The following is a 20,729-nucleotide window of genomic DNA, read 5'->3' as shown; positions in this document are numbered from 1 at the left end:
ATAACTTTTGGACAACCCTACATAACATTGGCGCATAAGTGCATAACATTGGAGCATACGTTGCTTATTTATAGTGAAAACTACTAAAGATATATGCATAAGTTAAGCAGATTTGCACTAAACTTACGAACTGATGGTCCAAAGTTGGTCCCGGATGATCTATTTATAAGAATTGATGAAACATAATAGGAACTTAATTAACTATAATGAGTAAGGGTTGACACATAGTTAGTAAAAGCCATTGCATAAATTGACAAGGATGAATTAAAGTGAATTACTGATGAGCCATATTAAGCTACTGATGACTCAAGAATGTCAGGGAACTCAGACAACTCACCTTTCAACGATTCTGAAAACCCGCGAATGCCAAATTTGCTGGCGGTATACGCTGCGCCATAGGGGGTAGGGAACCAGCCGCCTTGCCCACACCGCTGCTGGCGCCCGTAATCACAATGGTTTTAGTGAGTTTTTCCTGCTTACTGTTCATATGCTTTCCTGTATTTGCTTCAAGAAATACGCCAGCCACGGGTGCAAACAAAAGGCTTCTGTGGTTGTTATGTATAGGTTCGTATTAACTAAAATATTTATTTTGCAGCATGAATAGTTGGAAAAGCGTGGAGGAGATAGAAGATTTCTATACCCTTTTGGAAAATTCGGCAAATAAACCCCAGATTATCTTCAAAGACAGCACTACCTGCGGCATTAGCGCGCATGCCAAATACCGGCTGGAAAATGGGTTTGAAAAAATTGAAGGCAAGGCCGATTTCAATTACCTGGACCTGCTCACTTTCAGACCTATTTCTAACCTGATAGCCAAAGAGTTAAAGGTTACCCATCAAAGTCCCCAGATTATCATATTGAAAGATAAACAGGTGGTTTATACCTCATCACATAATGCTATAGATCCGGCAGTTATAGCTCGTCATTTGTCGTAATTTTTACGACATTTGTCCTTTTTCAATCACTATGAAGGTTTGCATTGCTGAAAAGCCAAGCGTGGCCCGGGACATTGCAGCGGTTATTGGCGCCAAACAGAAAAAGGACGGTTATTTAGAGGGAAACGGGTACCAGGTTACCTGGACCTTCGGGCATTTTTGTACCCTGAAGGAGCCTCACGACTATACCGATCAGTGGAAATACTGGCGCCTGGAAGATCTGCCCATGATCCCGCCCAATTTTGGCATCAAGCTCATCCCCAATGATGGTGTACAAAAACAATTCAAGGTCATAGAACAACTGGTACAGAATTGTGAAGAAGTGATCAACTGTGGTGACGCCGGCCAGGAAGGTGAACTCATTCAACGTTGGGTATTGTTGAAAGCGCAATGCAATGCGCCTGTTAAAAGATTATGGATCTCCTCCCTCACCGAAGATGCCATCCGCGAAGGTTTTAAGAAATTAAAAGATTCCAATCAATACGATAATTTATACGCCGCAGGCAGCGCCCGCGCCATTGGCGACTGGTTGCTGGGCATGAATGCCACCCGCCTGTTTACCAAGAAATTTGCACAGGGAAAAGCCGTTTTGTCCATCGGCAGGGTGCAAACGCCTACGCTGGCCATGATTGTTGCCCGGCAGAAGGAGATCAACGCCTTTGTTTCTGAAGAATACTGGGAGTTAAAAACAATCTACCGCGAAGTGGAGTTCACGGCTGCCATCGACCGTATTAAAGTGCTGGACAGGGCAGAAAAAGGCCTGGCCTATTTGAAAGAACACCCGTTTGAGATCACTTCATTTGAAAGAAAGGATGGGAAAGAAGGCAATCCCCGCCTGTTCGATCTGACTGCTTTACAGGTGGAAGCAAACAAGAAATTTGCTTACTCTGCAGACGACACTCTGAAATATGTGCAGAACCTGTATGAAAAGAAAATGGTCACCTACCCAAGGGTGGATACCACTTATCTTTCGGAAGACCTGCATCCAAAGATAGAAGGCATCCTACGCGACCTGACGCCTTACGCGGCTTTGACGGCGTCTATTCTGGCCAACCCCATCCCCAAATTAAAAACGGTTTTCGATGATAAAAAGGTGACCGATCACCATGCCATCATTCCAACAGGCGTGTATCCGTCCAATTTGCCTGCGGAAGAAAAGCGGATCTATGACCTGATAGCGCGGCGTTTTATTGCAGCGTTCTACCCTGAGTGTAAGATCAGCAACACCACCGTGTTGGGCAAGGTTGGTCAGGTGCCCTTTAAAGTAACCGGTAAACAGATCCTGGAACCGGGCTGGCGCGAAGTGTATGCCAATGATGTAAAAACCGAGAAAGAAAAAGAAGAGGAAGAAGAAAAGGTGCTGCCCGTGTTTGTGGTAGGGGAGAGCGGTCCGCATACCCCCCGTATCCATAAAGGAAAAACATCGCCCCCCAAAGCTTATACGGAAGCTACTTTGTTACGCGCCATGGAAACAGCCGGCAAGCAAGTTGACGATGAGGAAATGCGCGAGTTGATGAAAGACAACGGCATTGGCCGCCCATCAACCCGGGCTAACATTATTGAAACACTGTTCCGCCGCAAATACATAGAGAAGAAGAAAAAAAATATTTACGCTACACAAACGGGTATTGATCTCATAGATACCATTCAAACCGAACTGCTCAAAAGTCCGGAACTCACCGGCATATGGGAACGTAAATTACGCCTTATCGAGAAAGGCGAATACCCAAAGGATACTTTCAAACAGGAACTGATCCAAATGGTGATTGACCTTACGGCAGAAGTAAAAACAGCTACTTACAGGGCTATTACTGTTGTAGAACAGCAACCGGCAAAAAAGGAAAAGGACACTCCCGATAAACCTAAAAAGGAAGCCAAACCAAAAGAGCCCAAAAAGGCAGTGGCCATTGAAGAACAGCAATGTCCCAAATGCAAATCGCATCCGCTGAAAAAGGGCAATACCGCCTATGGCTGCGCCAACTTCAAGGTCTGCGGCTTTAAGGTGCCGTTTGAAGTATTTGGTAAAAAGCTCACTGATAAACAGATCGCCGACCTGTTAACCAGGGGTAAAACAGGTAAAGCGAAAGGATGGGTTGTTGCGGGGGCGGAGAAAGAAGGTAAGTTGAGGTTTAGTGATGCATTTGATTTGGAAATAGAATAAGGGATGAAGGCAAATACAAAATACTGAATATCGAATGATGAATATTGAATGTCGAAGTGAATATGCCGTTTCACGTTTGCCGTTTCACGATTCATTCTTTCCAGCAATACTTCCTAACTACTGAATAAATCTCTTCCAGTTTAAATGGTTTGGAAATGTAATCATTCATCCCCGATTCAAGACATCGTTCCTTGTCTTCCTCCATGGCATCGGCCGTTAGCGCTATAATGGGTATTTTACTCAGGCCGGTTGTTGAAGTGCGGATCTGCCGGGTGGCAGCAAAGCCATCCATAACCGGCATATTAACATCCATAAACACCAGGTCGGGTGCATGTACCGCTACCATCACCAGTGCTTCCTTGCCGTTACCGGCTTTTAGAACTTCTACTCCCATCTTGCGCAACACTTCAGAGATCAATAACATATTCATGGGTTCGTCTTCCACTACCAGTACCCTGGTTATGTTCTCCATGGTTTCAATTACTGGAATGGATTCTTTAGGTCCCTTGTCAAATGCTTTGTTGAAGATGGCTGACAGGATGTTATTCAGCTCGTGCAGTTTCACCGGCTTTGAAAGGAATTTATTGATCCCGGTTTTTTCCGCTTCTGATTGGTATAATGTTTTTTCCAAAGAACTGAGCATGAGGATAAACGGTTCTGTTTGCCCCTTTAATAACTTTTTTATTTCTTTTACAAGCGTTATGCCATCCATCACCGGCATCTGGTGATCGGTTATAATAAGGTCGAACGGTTCATTGTCCCTGATGGACTGAGTTATGACTGAAAGCGCTTCTGCTCCACTGTAACAGACCTTACAGGGAATATGCAGGTAATCGAATATGCCGCGCATCAGGTTACAGTTGGTCTCATTATCATCCACTACCAGTACTTCACGCAACAGGGGTTTTGAATAAAAGGTTACAGGAGGTGCGCCATTCACAACTTTCAAAGCAAGGCTGAAGGTAAAACTGCTGCCATTGCCGGGGATACTACCCACAGCCAAACGGCCACCCATTAATTCAACCAGGCTTTTGGAGATGGTTAATCCCAACCCGGTACCGCCAAATTTGCGGGTGGTTGAGTTGTCGGCCTGGGTAAAACTTTCAAAAATGGCATGCAGTTTATCGTCGGGGATACCGATGCCGGTATCTTTCACGGTAATATCGATATCCATATACAGGTTGCCGTTACAGTTGTGCACGCCATTTGGCTGCACCTTTACAAATATTTCACCCTCTGCCGTGAATTTAACGGCGTTGCCCATTAAATTCGTCAGCACCTGCTTAATGCGAAGTGGGTCGCCGATGAGTTGCGAGGGTAACTCCGGGTCTATTGAACATACTACTTCCAATCCCTTTTCCTCCGCTTTGATCGACAGGATCTCTACGGTTTCTTCTATGAGCTCAGAAAGATCAAAAGGCACTTCGTCGATCAGGAGTTTACCCGCTTCGATCTTTGAAAAATCAAGAATGTCGTTAATTATATTCAGCAGGTTATAGGCCGATTTGCTTACGTTCTTTAAATAATCACGTTGTGTTTTTTGCAGGTCGGTGGTCAATACCAGGTCGGTAAAACCAATGATGCCGTTCATAGGCGTACGCAACTCGTGGCTCATGTTGGCCATAAAATCGCTTTTAGCTTTACTGGCTGCTTCTGCATTCTCTTTTGCCGCCATCAGCTGTTGCGCCATTTGAATGCGTTCGATGGCTGCTCCCAGGGTAACGGCAAACGAATCCAGAATGGAGAACTCGGTATCGGTCCACAACCGTTCATAGCGGTTGCTTAATGAAACAAAACCCCAGAATTTGTCTCTGATATAAATAGGAATGGCTGCCAGGGACCTGATTTTCCTTCCTTCCAGGATCTGTTGCAGGGAGGGATCTTCTATATCCCTTGTGAAACGGTAAAAAGTTCCGTTGTTCTTTAGTACATTATAGGCATGGGGCATTAAATTAATGCTATAATAAACGGGTGCGTGGGCATCAATTTTATCGGCATGTTTCAGCCACCGCATAAAGGAGTCGGCATAAATAAGGCCGTCTTTTTCATTGTGGCGTATTTTGTAAATATTTATTTCGTCTACGTTAATGCCCTTGCCCAGTGAGCGGATCGTTTTTTCAATGGCTTCATCCAGCCGGTCGTTGCTGATGAGTTCATGGGTGGCTTCTGCAACCGCCTGCATCAGCTGATCTTTTTTGTGCAGGTTATCGGTTGCTGCCATTAATTCTTTTTCACTTGTTTTCAGGTTGTCGCGCATGGCAATAAGGGCTTTCCCCAGCGTGTCTTTTTCGCCCAGCGGATAGAATGGCATTTCAAAATTCCGTTTTCCTATTTGAAGCGCGAATAAACTGGTGATCTGTAACTTTTCAGAAAGGTTGTTTACCGCCTCTACCATTTCGCTGATCTCGTCATGACCGTTGTGGTGGGTTAACTGGCTGGTGATCCCTTTGCCCATATCATTCACAATATTGCGGATATAGTTGATGGGAGAAATAATCTTTTTGATCAGGTATACGGATAGCAGCCAGCCTACCAGCACAAATGTGACTATCAGGATAATGATAAATGTGCGCAGCCTTACCCTTGAACTCTCCAGGTTGTCGTTGGCATTGGAATAAATTTTCCAGCCATACTCATGGATGTTCAACAGGGAATTCATGATAGAAGCCGATTGCGGCAGGATCTCATCTTCTACTTTTCGTTCCGCTTCCATTTTTACTACCGGGTCGTCATAATCTCTGAACTTCTGCAGTGAATTCATGATCTCCTTTTCTGATGCAAGCAGTTGTTCATACCGGGTGAACACCTGTTGCAGACTGTCAGTGATCCCTTTTTCCGCCCATGCTTCCGTATAGGCTGTTACTCTTTTTTTAAGATCATTGTATCCTGAGTCGTGAATTTTCCTGAGCAAGGCTTTGTCCTCTTCATTCGTGCGCAAAAACACCCAGTTGGTGGTATACATTTTTGATTCCAGCACCATGGTGTTAAAATCATCGATGCCTTCCATGGATGGCAATACTACAAATGAGATCCTTTGCGATAATTTATGGTTATGCCTGAGGGTGACAATGGTAATAATGCCATTGGCAACAAACAGTATCCCCATAAAATAAAAACTCAGGGCTATCCTTCTTTTTATGCTCAGTTTCATTCGTATGTTTCCTTTTTATTGCAACTGCCAGGTACACCCGCCCATTACCATAAAAGGTGTTTTGTCGGTATAAAAGAATTCATGAGCAGTTTGATTCAGTAAATTTTTACCGGAGCAATTCAATACCAGTCCTTTTACCGGTTCATAAGAAATAGCGGCGTTCATAATCAGTTTTCCCTGCAGGTGATCGATGCCCCGGATGCCATCATGATATATAATATTACTTATATGGTAATAATCCTGTTTTGTATAGTAATAACTGCTTACAGCGAAATTTACTTTAGGGGCGATTTTATACTCGATTATACCTCCGCCATACAAAGCCGGTGTGCTTTTCAGCGTGCGTTTGGTTCCAATACCTGAATAAATATCAGCAGCGCCTGGTATAACCCCGGGCATAACATTGGAAATTGCATAATCTTTTATTTGTGTATGCTGCAAGGTGGCAAAAGGTTTTATTTTTATCTTTTTCGTATCTATTGTTAAGGAAAACGTTAATCCGGCCTGGTTCAGTTGCATGGGCAGGTTGGTTGCCCTGATCTCTGTTACATGTATGGTGTCAATACCTGCAAGCAGGGTATACGGCGCCTGTATAATCGACGTATTGTAATTTTTAGAGCAAATATTAAAAACTTCTACATCCAGGCTTACTACATGACTTATTGTACTTCTATAACCGGCTTCCACCATTTTGGCTGTCAACAATCGAAGGTCCTTGTTTCCGCTTAACGCCATCACATCAAATGTATGTACACCTGCAGGGTTTAATTGAATTGTTTGTGCCACATATGTATCGTAAATGTTCGCGGAACGCGGCGCTCCTGAATACACGAGTCTGAACAGGTTGCTTTTATTCAGCTTCCAGGTGGCAGCCAGTTCAAATGACAGGTAGGTAGTGTCGGGATAATTAAAACGGCTGGCAGCCAATCCGCCAACGAGGCGCAGGGCATTGTGAAACAATTTATATTCCCCATGAAGCGATGCAGATTGCGTATTTATGACTGTTCTTGCATTGAACACGCCGGTCCAGTTTACCTGGTCAGCATACTTTCTGTCGTCGTATACTGCACGCTGAAAACTGATGCCTGGTTTTAGCGAAAAGTTCCTCCTGGAAAAATTATATTCGATGTTGCTATTGATGGTTTTGAAATCGTATTTGTTTTCTGCTGAGTAATCGGTATACTGCGTGCCCTCATTATAAGAGAACTGGCCTGTTAACCCGTTTATATTTCCCTGTACATCGGCATACCTGGTATTGGAGTGTGCGAATGACAGTGGCGTGAACTCGTTTTCAGTTGCCACCCGTTGTGCCACTGAATGTTGCACGCCGGTTGAAATAACAACTTTCGACTTGTCTGAGATCCGGTAACTGGCAAACAGGTTGCCGGCCATTTTCTCCATTGACAATTGTGGCTTTGGATAGATGGCTCCTATATTCCGGATGGTATCCTGACCAAAGTTTATTAAATAGGCAGGCTGTTCAATGTATTGATCCCGGCTGTATTCGTAATAGCTTTCCTGCGACCGGTTGCGGTGTTGAAAATTTCCGGATGCAATTATACTTAAGCGGTTTAACCGGTACCCTATGGAGGCATTATCAATAAACGTATAGTTGCTGCCCTGCTGGTTGTTTACGGTTGCGTATAATCCCTTTTTTTCAATTTGCCGGGTAATGATATTTATAACACCGTTCACGGCATTGGGACCATACAGGGCGGCTGCCGGGCCGCGTACCACTTCTATTTTTTCTACATCATGCAGGTCAACAGGCAGGGTTTCCCAAAAGGTGCCGCCCCGCAGGTAATTATAGATGGGGCGGTTATCTATCATAACTAATGTTGTGGTATTGGAGGTGAGATCGAACGACGCATTGGGAGGCACATTGTCCATGCCTCTTAAATGAATATCGTAATTGCCATTGCTTTGTTCCCTTACAATAACACCTGGTACCAGGCGTAGTGCTTCCATAATGGAAGTGCAGCCTGTTCGCCGGATCTCGGCCCTGGTAACCACCGAAGCCGATAAGGGAGCATCGAACAGCAGTTCGGCCGATTTGGATGCCGAAACAATTTTCACATTCAGCAGTTCTTTCAGGCTCATGCTTTCGTAAGCACTTGCTTTTGCAGTGTCGGTTTGGCTGAACCCTTTATGCATAAAGGCGCCTATGGTTATTATTGCAATAACCAGTTTTCGGGTCACGGATCGTTCCATTTACTTACTGGATTTATTTTACTATAACTCCCAGGCTTAATAATTCTGTTGCTATATCCAGCGTTCGCTTTTCAATAGCCGTTTTATTGATCTCGAGTTTGAGGTGATCATCTACCGTTACAAAGTTGATACAGGAACCTTTACGGGCAACTCCTTCTGATTCACTTACCAGTAACGTTGGCATGCCGCTGGTACTGGCAGCTATGCGTTTTATGCTGCTGCTTTCCTCATCACTGATGAATAAGATCTGACAATTATACCTGGGCGCTGAGGCTGAGAATTTTTTGACAACGATAGCTCTGCCGCCGGCAGTCTTATTGGCGGTAAAGTGTGTTAGTTCATCGTATAGGGGTGTGTCGCCCACTATGCCAATAACAAAATCTTCTGCCTTTTTTTCATCGGGCCAGTTAACATATTTGGTAAACCGGTAAATAATATTGGCCTGAATGGCATAATTGCCCTGTGCCCAGCCATCAAAGAGTGGGAAAAAAAGAAAGATAAATAATGCCAGCATAGCCCGGTAAAGACCAGGCGGCAACTGAACATGGTTTTTCTTTATATAAAGGAGGCTCATGGTACTTCTTAGGGTATTGGGTTAACTAACTACTGATTGGCGCTGATGTCGATCAATAATTAATTGTTATGTGTTGCAAGTACGTTAATAATAGTCTTCAGAATAACTTGGGAATACAGATCGTTAAGAATTTAAATAATACCTCTTCAGTTTATTAGAAGAAACCACTTAGGTGATGAACGCAGAGGGCCGTGATGAGTTGACCAGTTAACCTGTTAACCAGGAAGCTTCCGCTTCAACCATTCCTCCGGCACTGGAATGATACAAATATTCATCGACCGGTTATCTGCCGAGAGCATGGCCGATTGAATTTCTATTTTGGTGCCATCGGGGCTCATGGTAGGATGCGGATGGTCGGCGGCGGTAGCTTTATGCCCGGTAGAAAGCAGGATCATTTCATTGGTGTGGCGGTCTATCAGATAAATGCTGCGGGAGAAATCGTCGCCTACTGCCCAACGTCCATCTGCGGAGCCACCCACATGCCACAAGCCGCTGCCGCTTTTTGTTTGTCCGGCAATTACCATTTCTCTTGTGCGCAAATTCACAATGGCCAGTCCGGTTGGTTTTTCGCGGGTGCCCGATGGGCCCCAGGCTGCTTCCTGTCCGGGGTTTACGCCATTCCAGGTAGTGCCCTGTGCACCGTTATTGGTGGTGTTGGCAATTTTGCGATGGCCCATGATGGCCATGGCCACTTCATCTTTGGTAATAACGGCTTCGTGTGTTACCCATTCGTACTCGGATTCAGGATACAGCGGCCGCAGACCTGTTCCATCGGCCATTACCGTCCAGGTGCGTTGGGGCGATTTCCCACCGGTTTCCCAGCAAAAAACAATTTCACCGGGTACCCAGGGATTGGTTTGAATATGGCCTATTTGAAAGGGAACAGAAACAATGTATTTGATTTCGCCGGTGGTTACATTCATCCCGGCCAGTCCCGACGGACCAGCGCCCATGTTGCGCGGCCCGAAATTGCTTTCGATTTTAGTGCCGGGCGCCAGGTGTTTGGCTGCTTCCGTATGGCTAACGCGAAAGTACACCCAGTTTTCTTCAGCATCCAGTCCCATATCGTTGCCCCCATTTAAAGAATCTGCAATGGTGCCGCATATGCGTTGATACATGGACGCTTTTTGCATATGGCCGGCTTTGCTGTCGGCAAATACTTTGGCCAGATCGGTCTCTATGATCTGTAAAGCGCTATTGCGTTTCGTAGTATCTGTCGGGTGCATGTAGTACAGTTTCATCGACTTTCTGGCCACACACAACATCCCCGTATAACCACCTTCAGTCACCTGCACCTGGTCGCCGGTTTTTTCATTCACCGCCAGTACTTCGTTCTTAACCCGACCGCTCCTGAAAATAAGCCACTGCCCATCGGACGTCCATTGATTATGGGTTTGATAAATTTTCGCATCGCCGGCAGGCGTGCTGGTTAAAAAGGTAAGGGGCACACCGGTAACCGGGTCTTTTATCACTTTTCTTTCAGCGGGAAATCTTTTACCAATTTGTGCCTGGAGCGTGGATACAAATAATGCAGCTGCCAGTAAGGAAGTTGTTATTTTCATATAGCAATGCGTTCAACCAAATATATCAGGTGCGATCATGAAAACCATCCTGCAGTATACCGTATTTTATCAGATTTTAATGTAAATAAAGGCAAAGGGCAAAGCTGCCCGCTAACCAAACGGCTTTCAGAAAATTTGATGTACAGAAATTCATTAATAACGGCATTGGCGTAGCGCTGGTGTATTATGGCGATATAGAGATCCCAAAGGCGAGTACCTGTCGGCGCAGGTTGCAGAGCCGGGTTACAAATTATTTGGCAAATCAGGCCCGGGTACGCATGAATTTCCTGCGCCGGGCGATACTACCCTGTTAAATCCCCTGGGTTATTACATGCATGAAGGCGGGCACGCGGTGTTACCCACTGATTTAGATGTGTTTGTGACATTTATAAAGAAATACCTGTTAACTGATTAAAAAGTCTCAGATGGCAAGTGTTCGTTATGGCCGGCTGTTTCATCGGCCGGCCTTTTTTTACGTCAAAAATGCGCTGGGCATCAAGGCGAAAAATCGATGAAACCCTTGTAGAATACCGATTTTGCAAATATTTTAACTGCTTAGGCATCATAAAAACAGCAAAAACCTGGTTATGCAGTCAACCAGGCGCGCTGTACTTTTACATCATCAACGGAGCGAAACGGTAAAACGAAGAGAAAGCCCACCTCCGCTAAAGCAACGGCGGGCAAATCAAGAGAGGATAAAGAAAGCTAAACGCTCCCACCAACTTAGATTTTACGTTTTTTTCATATGGCAAGCAATCGTTAGAGGTCGGCTGTTTCTACAGAGGACCTTTTTTCTTTTACCCCCCTACCGATTTCAACGCATTCTCAAATATCTGCGCCGAGGTATCTCCCATAATGTTATAGTAATGCATATTCGCCAACAGGTTTATTTGCTGGGGTGTATAATACAATGCCTGGAGAACCCAAACGCCCAGCGTTTGCAAATAGTTTTGACCAACGGTACACAAATTAGGGAAATTAAGCAGGTAGTCATCGGGTGCAGTACTTTTAAGTAATGCCTGTACTGAAGCCGGCAACTGATTATACCATTCTTTATTCATGTCGTTATAGATCCACACTACTTCAACCTGGCCGTTACCCGGATAAGCAGGAACACCAAAATAATTGTTCTCGAAAATGGTATAGGTATCCTGGTAAACAAGCGGTAGTCCATTTACTTTTGCAGTATGCAATGCCTGGTTCAGTGCATCAAATTTCCCATTGTCATTAAACACCTGGGTATTGGGAGTAGGAAAAGGACCGGGTACAGGCATTCTGCCAAATAACCGCGTTATTTGCGCATCTATGCCATTTACATAATCCGAATCGGTTTGGTTGATATTCACTAAGGGAAGTTCAGAATTGACACAGGCAATGATCAATTGATACTGCCGGCGTAACAGGGGAATGATGCCGGTATTCTCCAGGTTGCCGCCATCGGTAAAGCTGTAAAATTCCGCGCTTTCCTTGCCGGTATATGCGGGCGACCAGTAATTGAATTGGGGAAACCAGCCTGGCTGGTTGAAATAATCGAGGTCGCTGCCAGGCGCAGAGCTGCTACTGCCCATTTGATCGCATAAAAGAAAAGGTTCCTGCTTCCCGTTATAGGGATTGATATTTAAATAAGCATTGGCTGTGGTGGCGCCCGTTGGCTGGGGTTTAAGTGTATCGAATAAAATATTATCAACATAGCCATAGCCGTAATGGCTGCCATCAGGGTTAATAACCCCACATTGTTGCGGCGTGCCTGCATACATCGCCGAGTACTCCATATGGCGCATCACGCCATTAACGCCAAGTGGGTAGTTTTGCGTGCCGCCTGCTATATAGAATGGCCGGTTATTACGAAGTAAATAAAAATTACTGGGCGTTAAATTAACGTTCTGTTGTAATAACTGTTTAAGTGTAATGTTATTGAGCGTAAAAAAAGTTTGATCGTCGCCTATAAGCAGCGGGTCCAGGAAAAAAGCGTTCAGCATCCGGCCCCAGAGTTTATTATAAGGCACATCATTCCATTCATATTGATAGGTTAATACGGCGGTAATGGCGCTGTCTGTCATAGTCGTTAGTGGAAGACAGATATTACCATAATTGAGGTTTTGCAATTCCTGAACGGTTAGTTGTGAGGGTGGGGTTTGCGTTCCCAGTAAAGTGGCATCGCTAAAAGAAGCTGCTGCATAACTAAAAGGAGTGCCAAACCAGGAGCCGCCCGATACACAGGAGATGGCGCCAATGTAATTATAAAGAATACTGTCAAGCAGTCCACGCATTTGTCCCATTGCACAACTCATTGCCCTGGGACCGCCGCCTGATAAGGCAACACCTACGACTTTTTTAGCTGGATTAAATTCAGGAAATACTGTTTCGGGAAATTGTGTATTGGGGACGCTGGGGTAGATACTACCGTTAATGGTAGCAGGGAAGGTAGCTGAGCTAGCCATGGTTTAAGGTTTTACGGTTATGAATAAACTAAAGTTATTCAATTGCCCGAATAAAAACAAAAAGGCTTTTTAATTAATTATTAAGTGTGCTGTTAACTGACCTGCATACGCGAAAACCCTGATCGGGCCCTTTGCCGTTTGCCTGGTAGCCGGCACGAAAAGAAGAACTACAACAAAAGTCGGCACCCATCCAGCCGCCGCCTTTCCAAATGCGGCCCTGCAAAGTATCGGCACCATTCCAACACCATTCCCGTACATTGCCCGACATATCATACAGTCCTAACTCATTAGGTTGTTTACTGCCAACCGGTTTTGTTTTATTCCTGTTCTTTTCCAGCATGAGCCAGCTCCAGTTGCCGGTTAAATATTTGTCGCCCGAGTTTTGCCAGAACCAGGCGATGTCATTAATGGTATTGCTACCACTGTATGTATAGTTCTTACTTAGTTGACCACCGCTGGCTGCATATTCCCATTCTGCTTCTGTTGGTAACCGGTAACCGTTGGAATTACGGTTTATTGTTATGGTCCATTTTACATCATCCAGTTCGTTGGTGTTGGTTGGATCTCGTTTGTCTTTATTGATAGTGTAGTATGGTTGCAAATCTTCCTTGATGCTTCTTTTATTGCAATATTCAATGCAATCATACCAGCTAACCGTTTCAACAGGTAGCTGATCGCCCTTGAAGGCAGAGGGATTGTTGCCCATTACCTGCTGCCACTCTTTTTGTGTTACTTCAAAGAGGCCGCAATTAAAGCCGGGAACGGTTATGTTTTTTCCATAGTAGTTGGAATGTGAATTGGTAAAAGGGCCGCCTTTAATGAAAACAAAATTATCGGGCATTCTTTGCGAGCAAGCGCTCATAACGGCAATTGCCGATATGTATAGTTTGTTCATGGTGTTTTTATTAAAAAACAAGGAAGGCCCAGGACTTGTGCCTTGAGCCTTGTTCCCTGGCCTTTTCCTCTTATTCTTTTTCGATTACCAAACAGTTGCGTTTATGTAGCCACTTTTATTACCCCATGCTTCCAACGCAAGGATCTGGTAATTGTAACTGCCAAAACCCTGGCCGCCGCTGTTGCGCCAGTTGTTGATGTGGTTGGCCATATTAACGGAACGGTTCGATCCGGTGCCTGAGCCGCCCCAGGTGTCTTTGTACTGCCAGAAGGTTGCTGTGCCAATAATAGAAGGTGCGTTAACGCGTTGCTGTTTGTAGAAGCTGTAAGAATGTCCATCGCTGCTAACGTTGTTTACATAGGAACCGCCGGTTACGTTGCCCATTTCGGCAACATAGTATTCAATCAGCGGACTGGTGGTCCAGCCATAGATGCCAACAAAGTTATAACTGCCGCTGAGGGCGCCTACATTATAACCAATGGTCCGGGCAGAACCGGGGTTCCAGCCTTTTCCACCTACAATGTCGGTAACATTGCTGTAACTGATGGCGAAATTGCCTGCGTTGCCAAAAGTAATGCTGCCGGAGCCGCCTTCGCGGTATAACGACCAGAAATACCCGTTGTTGCTGCCTGTAGATTCAGGCTGGGCATTCTCGTTAACGTAACCGGTGAGGCGTTCGCCCGCAGGGGCGGTATCGGCAATGCTGCTTTTTTTGTTACAACCGGCCAGAATGGAGGAGCCGGTGATGAGCAGCATGAGAAGGGCGACGGACATAACCTTCCAGGTCACATCCGTTAGGAAAGTGTTTGATTTCATGATGGCAAAATGTTAGTGAAGTATAAATTTAACAAAGACTTCGTATAAATGTAACCGATTACAGCAAAAAAGATTCATGCTAAAACGAAATTGAGGATAACTTATGTGAACATTTAGGCGTAACCGATTGCATCATAATGCCTGAAATCGACAGCGTTGGTTGTTAAATTGGTGCTTTATGCAATGATTGAACGATGCGGCGAAAGTGCGCATAGCCTATTGTGGTATCCATTCGCTTACAGAAACAACGGTAGCCTGGCGGGGATATACTTTGGTAGTCAATACCCGGTGCACTTCTTCATCCCTGTCGGCGCAGCAATCATGTAACACCGTAACTGCATAATCTTTATCAACTGCTTCGCGCAGGGTTGATAATACCACGCCGCCGGTAGCTACACCCGTTAGTACCAGGTGGTTTATGCCCAATGAACGCAAAACAATCTCCAGGTCGCTGCCGGTAAAACCGCTTACTCTTTTTTTGTGCACTATGATCTCGTTTTCCCCGGGCGCAAGATCCGGATGGATTTGTGAATAGGTTTCCATAGGAATTGCGGCCGCCTGCTGTTTGAAGGATTCGAACATTTTGTTGCCGGGGCTGATCTCGGGAAAGCCGGGGCGGAAGAAAAGCCTTACATAGATTACCGGGATATTATTGGTGCGGGCCTTTTCAATAGCCTCCTTAATTGTTTCCACTACCTTGCCGGTGCTGGGGAAGTTCTGCAAGATGCCCAGCTGCATGTCCATTACCAACAGTGCTGTTTGTTGTTTCATGTAGATATTGTTTTGTATTTTTTGTTTTGATGCCAGATGATTCTATTTTGGCAGTTTCCATGTTGCCCGACAGGAATTTTGAAAAACAACCTGCGATCACCAGGGCAATAATACCTTGCGCCAGGATACAATTTTGCGGACCTATATAATTAGACAACCAGCCTACCAGCAAACTGCCAATGGGTATGGTGCCAAATGCAGCCATGGTGAAAAAGCTCACGGCGCGGCCCCGCATTTCGGGAGAGGAGGCTAGCTGGATAATGGTATTACAGATAGGGATTACCGACATGGTTCCAAAACCAGCTACAGTAGCCAGTAATAAATTCACCGGGAATAAATGCGTATAAGAGAATGCGATCAACGCGAATCCTACCACAATGATGTTGATGCGTAATACCTTTTTCATATTATGGCCGGGTTTGCGCGATGCGATTGACAAGGTACTGATTACTGCACCCAGGCCTATAAAGGCGCTGAGATAACCGTAGGTGGCTGCATTTCCATTAAAGATCTCTTTTGCATATACCGGGATCAGCGTGTTATAAGTGTTCACCAGTAAACAGGTCAGGGCCAGCAGTAATACGGTGTTGCCAATTTCGTGATGGCGTTTTACATAATTCAATCCTTCTTTAAAATCAGCAGCAATCTTCTTTTTGACAGTTGCGGCAAGTTGCTGCGGAACCTTCATCATCATCAGTGAGGCAATTACGGCTATAAAGCTGATGGCATTGGAGGCAAAGCAAACCCCTGCGCCATAGCGGGCCAGTACAAAACCTGAAAGTGCCGGGCCCAGTAACCTGGAAAGGTTATTAAGCGATGAGTTGATGGCAATGGCATTTGGCAGGTCTTCCTTGTTATCGATGAGGTCGTTCACCATCGATTGCCGCGCAGGCACTTCAAAGGCATTGGCAATCCCCAGCACTACACTCAGCGAAAGGATCAGCCAAACCTGGTGATACCCTGTTAAATAAACTATAGCAAGCGCAGTTGCCTGCAGGGCCGCCAGGATCTGGGTTATCAGCACCAGCTTTTGTTTGTTATGCCGATCGGCGGCAATACCACCGGCAGGAGATAATAAAAAGGATGGGAACTGTTCGGCAAATGTGGTTAACCCGATCATGAATACGGAATGGGTCATGGTGTATACTACCCAGATAACGGCCATACGCTGCATCCAGGTACCTACGCGCGAAATCAGCTGGCCGAAGAAAAATAAACTGTAATTCCGGCTTTTAAACGATCTGAACGTATTGGTGAAACTCATGTCCGCTCCTCTTCTTCAACTTTAATTAATAATCAGTTAATCTACGGCAGCAAGCTTTTCAAGTATGGGTACTACCTTTTCTAATAATGCCACTTCTTTTTCGGTAAGCAGGTCAATTCTTTTTTGCAGGAATGCATCTCTTTCATACCTGTTTTGTTTCACCAGTTTTTCACCGGCAGGAGTGAGGGAGATATGCATTTTGCGTTTATCATCCGATGAACCGGTACGCGCTATTAGTCCCTGGGATTCAAACTTCTTCAGGATCTGCGACATCGACTGGGTGGTAATACGTGTCAATGAAGCCAGTTCCGATGCCAGGATGTCATTATTTCGGGAAATAAAGCCTATTGTTTCCAGCTCGGTCATGGAATAAGACGAAGTATAGGAAGCCTGTTTTCGTAACCCCTTATGCAGGGCAGCTACCGCCATACGCAGGGAAGATGATAATTTAATTGGTGGCATTGTCAGTAAAACTTGTTAGTTTACCTTACAAAATTACACTTTTTCTGCCGGGCTTAAAAGTGAACAAAGTCGTATTAATCTTAATTTAATGTTAAGGGCTGCCTGAGATCACCCCATGCAAATAGTTGTCATGAGGATGGAAGGCGCTGAATGCGGAAAGCTAAACGCTGTAATCCGGTATTTTCGGCGTTTTACGTTCCGCGTTTATGGCCAAAACTGCGCGGAAAACCCCTTAAATGACACACTTATATGATTTATCAGGCAGGAATGGATAATTTTTATAGTTTCGCACCCGTTACTATGTAACCCTAAGGCCTTTTTAGCTATGAAGACAACGATTATTTATTGCTACCTGTTGCTGCTTTTAGCAGCTGTTTCCTCTTGCGGAAAAGATTCAGCCAATAACAACGCCAGCCACAAATTAAAGACCTATACCGAGGATATTACCGCGGTGGGTGGACATGTGGTAGAAACTTATAATGTTAATTACGACGAAAAGGACAGGATAACCAGTATAGAGTCAACGACCAAACCTGGTCACCGCCTGGTGTATCAATATTCAGCCGAGAATTCCTTTACTTTCGATAAGATTGAAGACAATAATGTGATTTCCCACAACCTGTATTTTATCAATAGTCTTTCGTTGATCGACAGTACCTATGGGTATAATAACATGCGGGATACCGAATCGGTGAAGTTTGTTTATGATGTGGATAAGAAACTGATAAAACAAAAGCAATACCTCATTTCCTACCTGTTGCCACCGGTGTTGTATAATACAATCACTTTCCAGTACGATATCAAAGGAGTATTGACCAAAGAATCGGATAGTTATTATGAAACCTCCTATGGGTACGACAAAGCTTTGCAAAATACCGTACAGCTGGAGCCCTTCTATTTTCCTTTTAAGGAGGAATTGCCTTCCCATACATTTACCACACGTTTTGGAACAACCGTTCAAACAGAACACACTTACACGTTCGATGACAAAAACAGGCTGATCAATGAAAAAGCAGCTGGCAGCGATGGGAGAATAACCATCAGAAGTTATACGTATGAGCAATAAGGTAATTATGTGGCTTCTTTTTCTTTCTTCCCAAAAAAAGTATCCATCTTTTTAAAACAGGTCCGGTTCTGTAGCTAAGTGATTTATTGTAGCTTAGCTGTCAAATTGCGACCCGTTATGAAATTTTTATCCTGGCTTATCCTCCTTTTTCCTGTATTCCTGCATGCACAAACTGACCGGGACTGGGGCGAAGTATTCACTACTGTGAATTTATCCGCTTATGCCGGCAAAAAGTTTAAACTGGAAGCCGCCATTAAAACACAAACCACCGATTCCGCCAGTGGGGCTGCCATACTTGTCCGGGTTTTTAATACCAAAGGAGAAATTATTGCTCATTATAATTTAAACGATCAGTTAGTTAAAAGTAGTAACTGGGGTGTTTATACGATCAATGGCAAAATAGGAAAAGACCCCGCTTACATGATCTGCAGCGCATCATTTTCCGGCCGCGGGATTTATTATTATGATAATTTCAGGTTATGGGTAGAAACCAGCGGCGATAAGTATGAAGAGGTGCCAATAGCCAATAACGGTTTTGAAGCAGATTCGCTGAAATTATGGTACAACATAAATAACCCAAAAGGATTTAATGTAAGCCTTACAAAAGAGTCGGCCTATGAGGGCAAACAGGCTTTAAAAGTGGATGGGGCGGACTTTAGAAGCGATTCATTTGGGAATAATGAAAAAACAGGCAGCTATGCAGTAGTGAATGGGATAGATATCTATTATGAAACCTATGGCAAAGGGGAACCTTTGTTGTTATTACATGGCAATTCCTCCTCAATCAGTTTGTTTAAATCGCAGATCCCCGAATTGGCCAGGCACTACCAGGTAATTGCCATTGATACCCGCGGACAGGGAAAGTCAGGTGAGGATGGCAAAACCTATACTTACGATCTGTTTGCCGAAGATATGATTGGCCTGTTGGATCACTTGCATATCGATAAAGCCAATATACTTGGCTGGAGCGATGGTGGCAATACCGGACTCATTATGGCTATGAAATATCCCGCCAGGGTAAAAAAGCTGGTAGCTATGGGCGCTGTTATTTTTATTGATAATACAGTGGTGGATGATTGGATATTTAAAACCTTGAATAAACAGCTGGACGAATTAAAGAACAATACTTCCGCCGATGCAAAAAACAGAACCAGGTTGATCAATTTATTATTGACCGAACCAAAGCATACAGCAGATGAATTAAAAGCAATCAAATGCCCGGTGTTGGTAGTCGCCGGTGAAAAGGATGTAGTAAAAGAGGGACATACCAAACTGATAGCTGAACATATTCCCAACAGTACTTTACTCATTGCACCCGGGCAAACACATTATTATCCGGCAGAAAACCCCGCCTCGTTCAATAAGGCAGTGCTGGAGTTTTTAGAGAAAAAATAATGCGCTGCAGCAATTATATTTAGAATGGCCCGCCATTCCGGCAAGGCCATTCAGGGTTTATCACAGGAACGCCGTTTAGCGCTAATCTTTTCACAAAGCTATTTTAGCAGAGGGCCCTGTTCCGGCCGCAATCGGTGAAAAGGCGTAAACTGTCGGTAAGGATGCTGATGCAGGTTCTTATGTCCGCATTCAACGACTCAAATTGCCTGTTGGCCGATCGGTCGTAGGTGAAACACATTTGCCGTTCTACTTTTGAGCTGTCAACAGGCAAGTATTATAGGGCGGTTATTAATATACAGTGAGTTTTAGGTAAGAGGCTCCTCGCACGGCGGGGAGCTTTTTAATTAGCAGGTAATTCAAAAAGTGGATCAATATATAAGTTGAGATGAGCGACCGAATTTGCCTGTTCAACGACTGGCGGCTAGAATGCGGATGTAGCGGGTGTAAATTTATCCTGCATTTAAAAAGTAAAACTATGACACCGCAATCACCATTACAAAAATTAACCTACATGGTTCCTTTTTCATCAGTGGCCATGGATTTTATGGATAAGAAAAGGGTGTATCCCAAAAACTTACCGTTGTTGAATATTACCATTGATTTTGAAAAAGGGACGCTGAACCTCGATGGCGACTGGGAATACATTATGCATTTGAATGGACATAGCTCCAACGAATGGTTTGTTAAATCGCGCGAGCGGGTGCAGATAGCCATGAATATCCGTGGCCTGTTGCCGCTTGACCTGGCTGAGATTGACGAGGATGGATTGGTACTGCCATTGGGTGGAATTCTTACTGACCATTTTGGCGCGGGCAACTGCAGTGGTATGCTGGTTATCGATGCTGTTGGGATGTATTCCGGAGCCGTTAATAATGATTGGGATATTTCGATCTTTCTCTACGATCAACAACAAAGCAATCTGGAATTTAAGGTAACAGTACCGCTGTTCACTGGTGCAACCAATTTCTTTGAGTATGCTAACTAAGGCATAATATTCAGTTCACATATACTGCTTATTTTGCGCG

15 protein-coding genes are annotated in these 20,729 nt (G+C 44.6%); 5 read left to right on the top strand and 10 right to left on the bottom strand.

The features are described from left to right. Positions 1-596 precede the first annotated feature (596 nt). Positions 597-935: a bacillithiol system redox-active protein YtxJ gene (ytxJ, locus tag NIAKO_RS18275; RefSeq protein ID WP_014219928.1), complete on the top strand. Its 339-nt coding sequence runs from the start codon at positions 597-599 to the stop codon at positions 933-935. A gap of 31 nt (positions 936-966) precedes the next feature. Then, entirely contained in the window at positions 967-3,096 is a 2,130-nt protein-coding gene (locus NIAKO_RS18270; RefSeq protein WP_014219927.1) for a type IA DNA topoisomerase, read from the top strand. 91 nt (positions 3,097-3,187) lie between these two features. Here the strand turns inward: NIAKO_RS18270 and NIAKO_RS36920 are convergent, their stop codons facing one another. The 10 genes from NIAKO_RS36920 to NIAKO_RS18215 all read right to left on the bottom strand — a co-directional run bounded on the left by NIAKO_RS36920 (position 3,188) and on the right by NIAKO_RS18215 (position 17,243). Further along, positions 3,188-6,247: a hybrid sensor histidine kinase/response regulator gene (locus tag NIAKO_RS36920; protein ID WP_014219926.1), complete on the bottom strand. Its 3,060-nt coding sequence runs from the start codon at positions 6,245-6,247 to the stop codon at positions 3,188-3,190. Between the two features lie 15 nt (positions 6,248-6,262). Then, the gene (locus tag NIAKO_RS39585; RefSeq protein ID WP_014219925.1) at positions 6,263-8,458 is read right to left on the bottom strand and encodes a TonB-dependent receptor plug domain-containing protein; all 2,196 of its coding nucleotides are present in this window, start codon (positions 8,456-8,458) and stop codon (positions 6,263-6,265) included. A 13-nt stretch (positions 8,459-8,471) separates the two neighbouring features. Further along, on the bottom strand, positions 8,472-9,032 hold the full coding sequence (locus NIAKO_RS18255; protein ID WP_014219924.1) for a YfiR family protein: 561 nt from the start codon (positions 9,030-9,032) through the stop codon (positions 8,472-8,474). A 215-nt stretch (positions 9,033-9,247) separates the two neighbouring features. Further along, complete coding sequence (locus NIAKO_RS18250) at positions 9,248-10,594, bottom strand: TolB-like translocation protein (RefSeq protein ID WP_014219923.1); 1,347 nt, start codon at positions 10,592-10,594, stop codon at positions 9,248-9,250. A gap of 797 nt (positions 10,595-11,391) precedes the next feature. After that, entirely contained in the window at positions 11,392-13,035 is a 1,644-nt protein-coding gene (locus NIAKO_RS18240; protein ID WP_014219922.1) for a beta/alpha barrel domain-containing protein, read from the bottom strand. A 73-nt stretch (positions 13,036-13,108) separates the two neighbouring features. After that, positions 13,109-13,930, bottom strand: a complete 822-nt coding sequence (locus NIAKO_RS18235; RefSeq protein WP_014219921.1) for a formylglycine-generating enzyme family protein — start codon at positions 13,928-13,930, stop codon at positions 13,109-13,111. 84 nt (positions 13,931-14,014) lie between these two features. Then, entirely contained in the window at positions 14,015-14,746 is a 732-nt protein-coding gene (locus NIAKO_RS18230) for a glycoside hydrolase family 11 protein (protein WP_014219920.1), read from the bottom strand. Between the two features lie 216 nt (positions 14,747-14,962). Next, positions 14,963-15,517: a cysteine hydrolase family protein gene (locus NIAKO_RS18225; RefSeq protein WP_041346946.1), complete on the bottom strand. Its 555-nt coding sequence runs from the start codon at positions 15,515-15,517 to the stop codon at positions 14,963-14,965. Continuing rightward, positions 15,426-16,781: an MFS transporter gene (locus NIAKO_RS18220; RefSeq protein ID WP_014219918.1), complete on the bottom strand. Its 1,356-nt coding sequence runs from the start codon at positions 16,779-16,781 to the stop codon at positions 15,426-15,428. The genes NIAKO_RS18225 and NIAKO_RS18220 overlap by 92 nt, the downstream gene beginning before the upstream one ends. A gap of 36 nt (positions 16,782-16,817) precedes the next feature. Next, positions 16,818-17,243 (bottom strand): MarR family winged helix-turn-helix transcriptional regulator, encoded by a 426-nt coding sequence (locus NIAKO_RS18215; RefSeq protein ID WP_014219917.1) that lies wholly within the window; start codon positions 17,241-17,243, stop codon positions 16,818-16,820. Between the two features lie 325 nt (positions 17,244-17,568). On the opposite strand from NIAKO_RS18215, the gene NIAKO_RS18210 reads away from it, so the two are divergent. The 3 genes from NIAKO_RS18210 to NIAKO_RS18200 all read left to right on the top strand — a co-directional run bounded on the left by NIAKO_RS18210 (position 17,569) and on the right by NIAKO_RS18200 (position 20,689). After that, entirely contained in the window at positions 17,569-18,309 is a 741-nt protein-coding gene (locus NIAKO_RS18210) for a hypothetical protein (RefSeq protein ID WP_014219916.1), read from the top strand. 117 nt (positions 18,310-18,426) lie between these two features. Further along, positions 18,427-19,704 carry an alpha/beta fold hydrolase gene (locus NIAKO_RS36915; protein WP_014219915.1) on the top strand — a complete coding sequence of 426 codons (1,278 nt, stop codon included), beginning with the start codon at positions 18,427-18,429 and terminating at the stop codon, positions 19,702-19,704. Positions 19,705-20,179: 475 nt separating this feature from the next. After that, positions 20,180-20,689, top strand: coding sequence for a hypothetical protein (locus NIAKO_RS18200; RefSeq protein WP_014219914.1), 510 nt, complete (start codon positions 20,180-20,182; stop codon positions 20,687-20,689). Positions 20,690-20,729 lie beyond the last annotated feature (40 nt).

Origin of the sequence: Niastella koreensis GR20-10 (assembly GCF_000246855.1) — a bacterium.
In the GTDB taxonomy this organism is placed as follows: Bacteria; Bacteroidota; Bacteroidia; order Chitinophagales; family Chitinophagaceae; genus Niastella; species Niastella koreensis.
The sequence above is the reverse complement of the archived record's forward strand: the minus strand, read 5'-3'. Positions and strand labels throughout refer to the sequence as shown.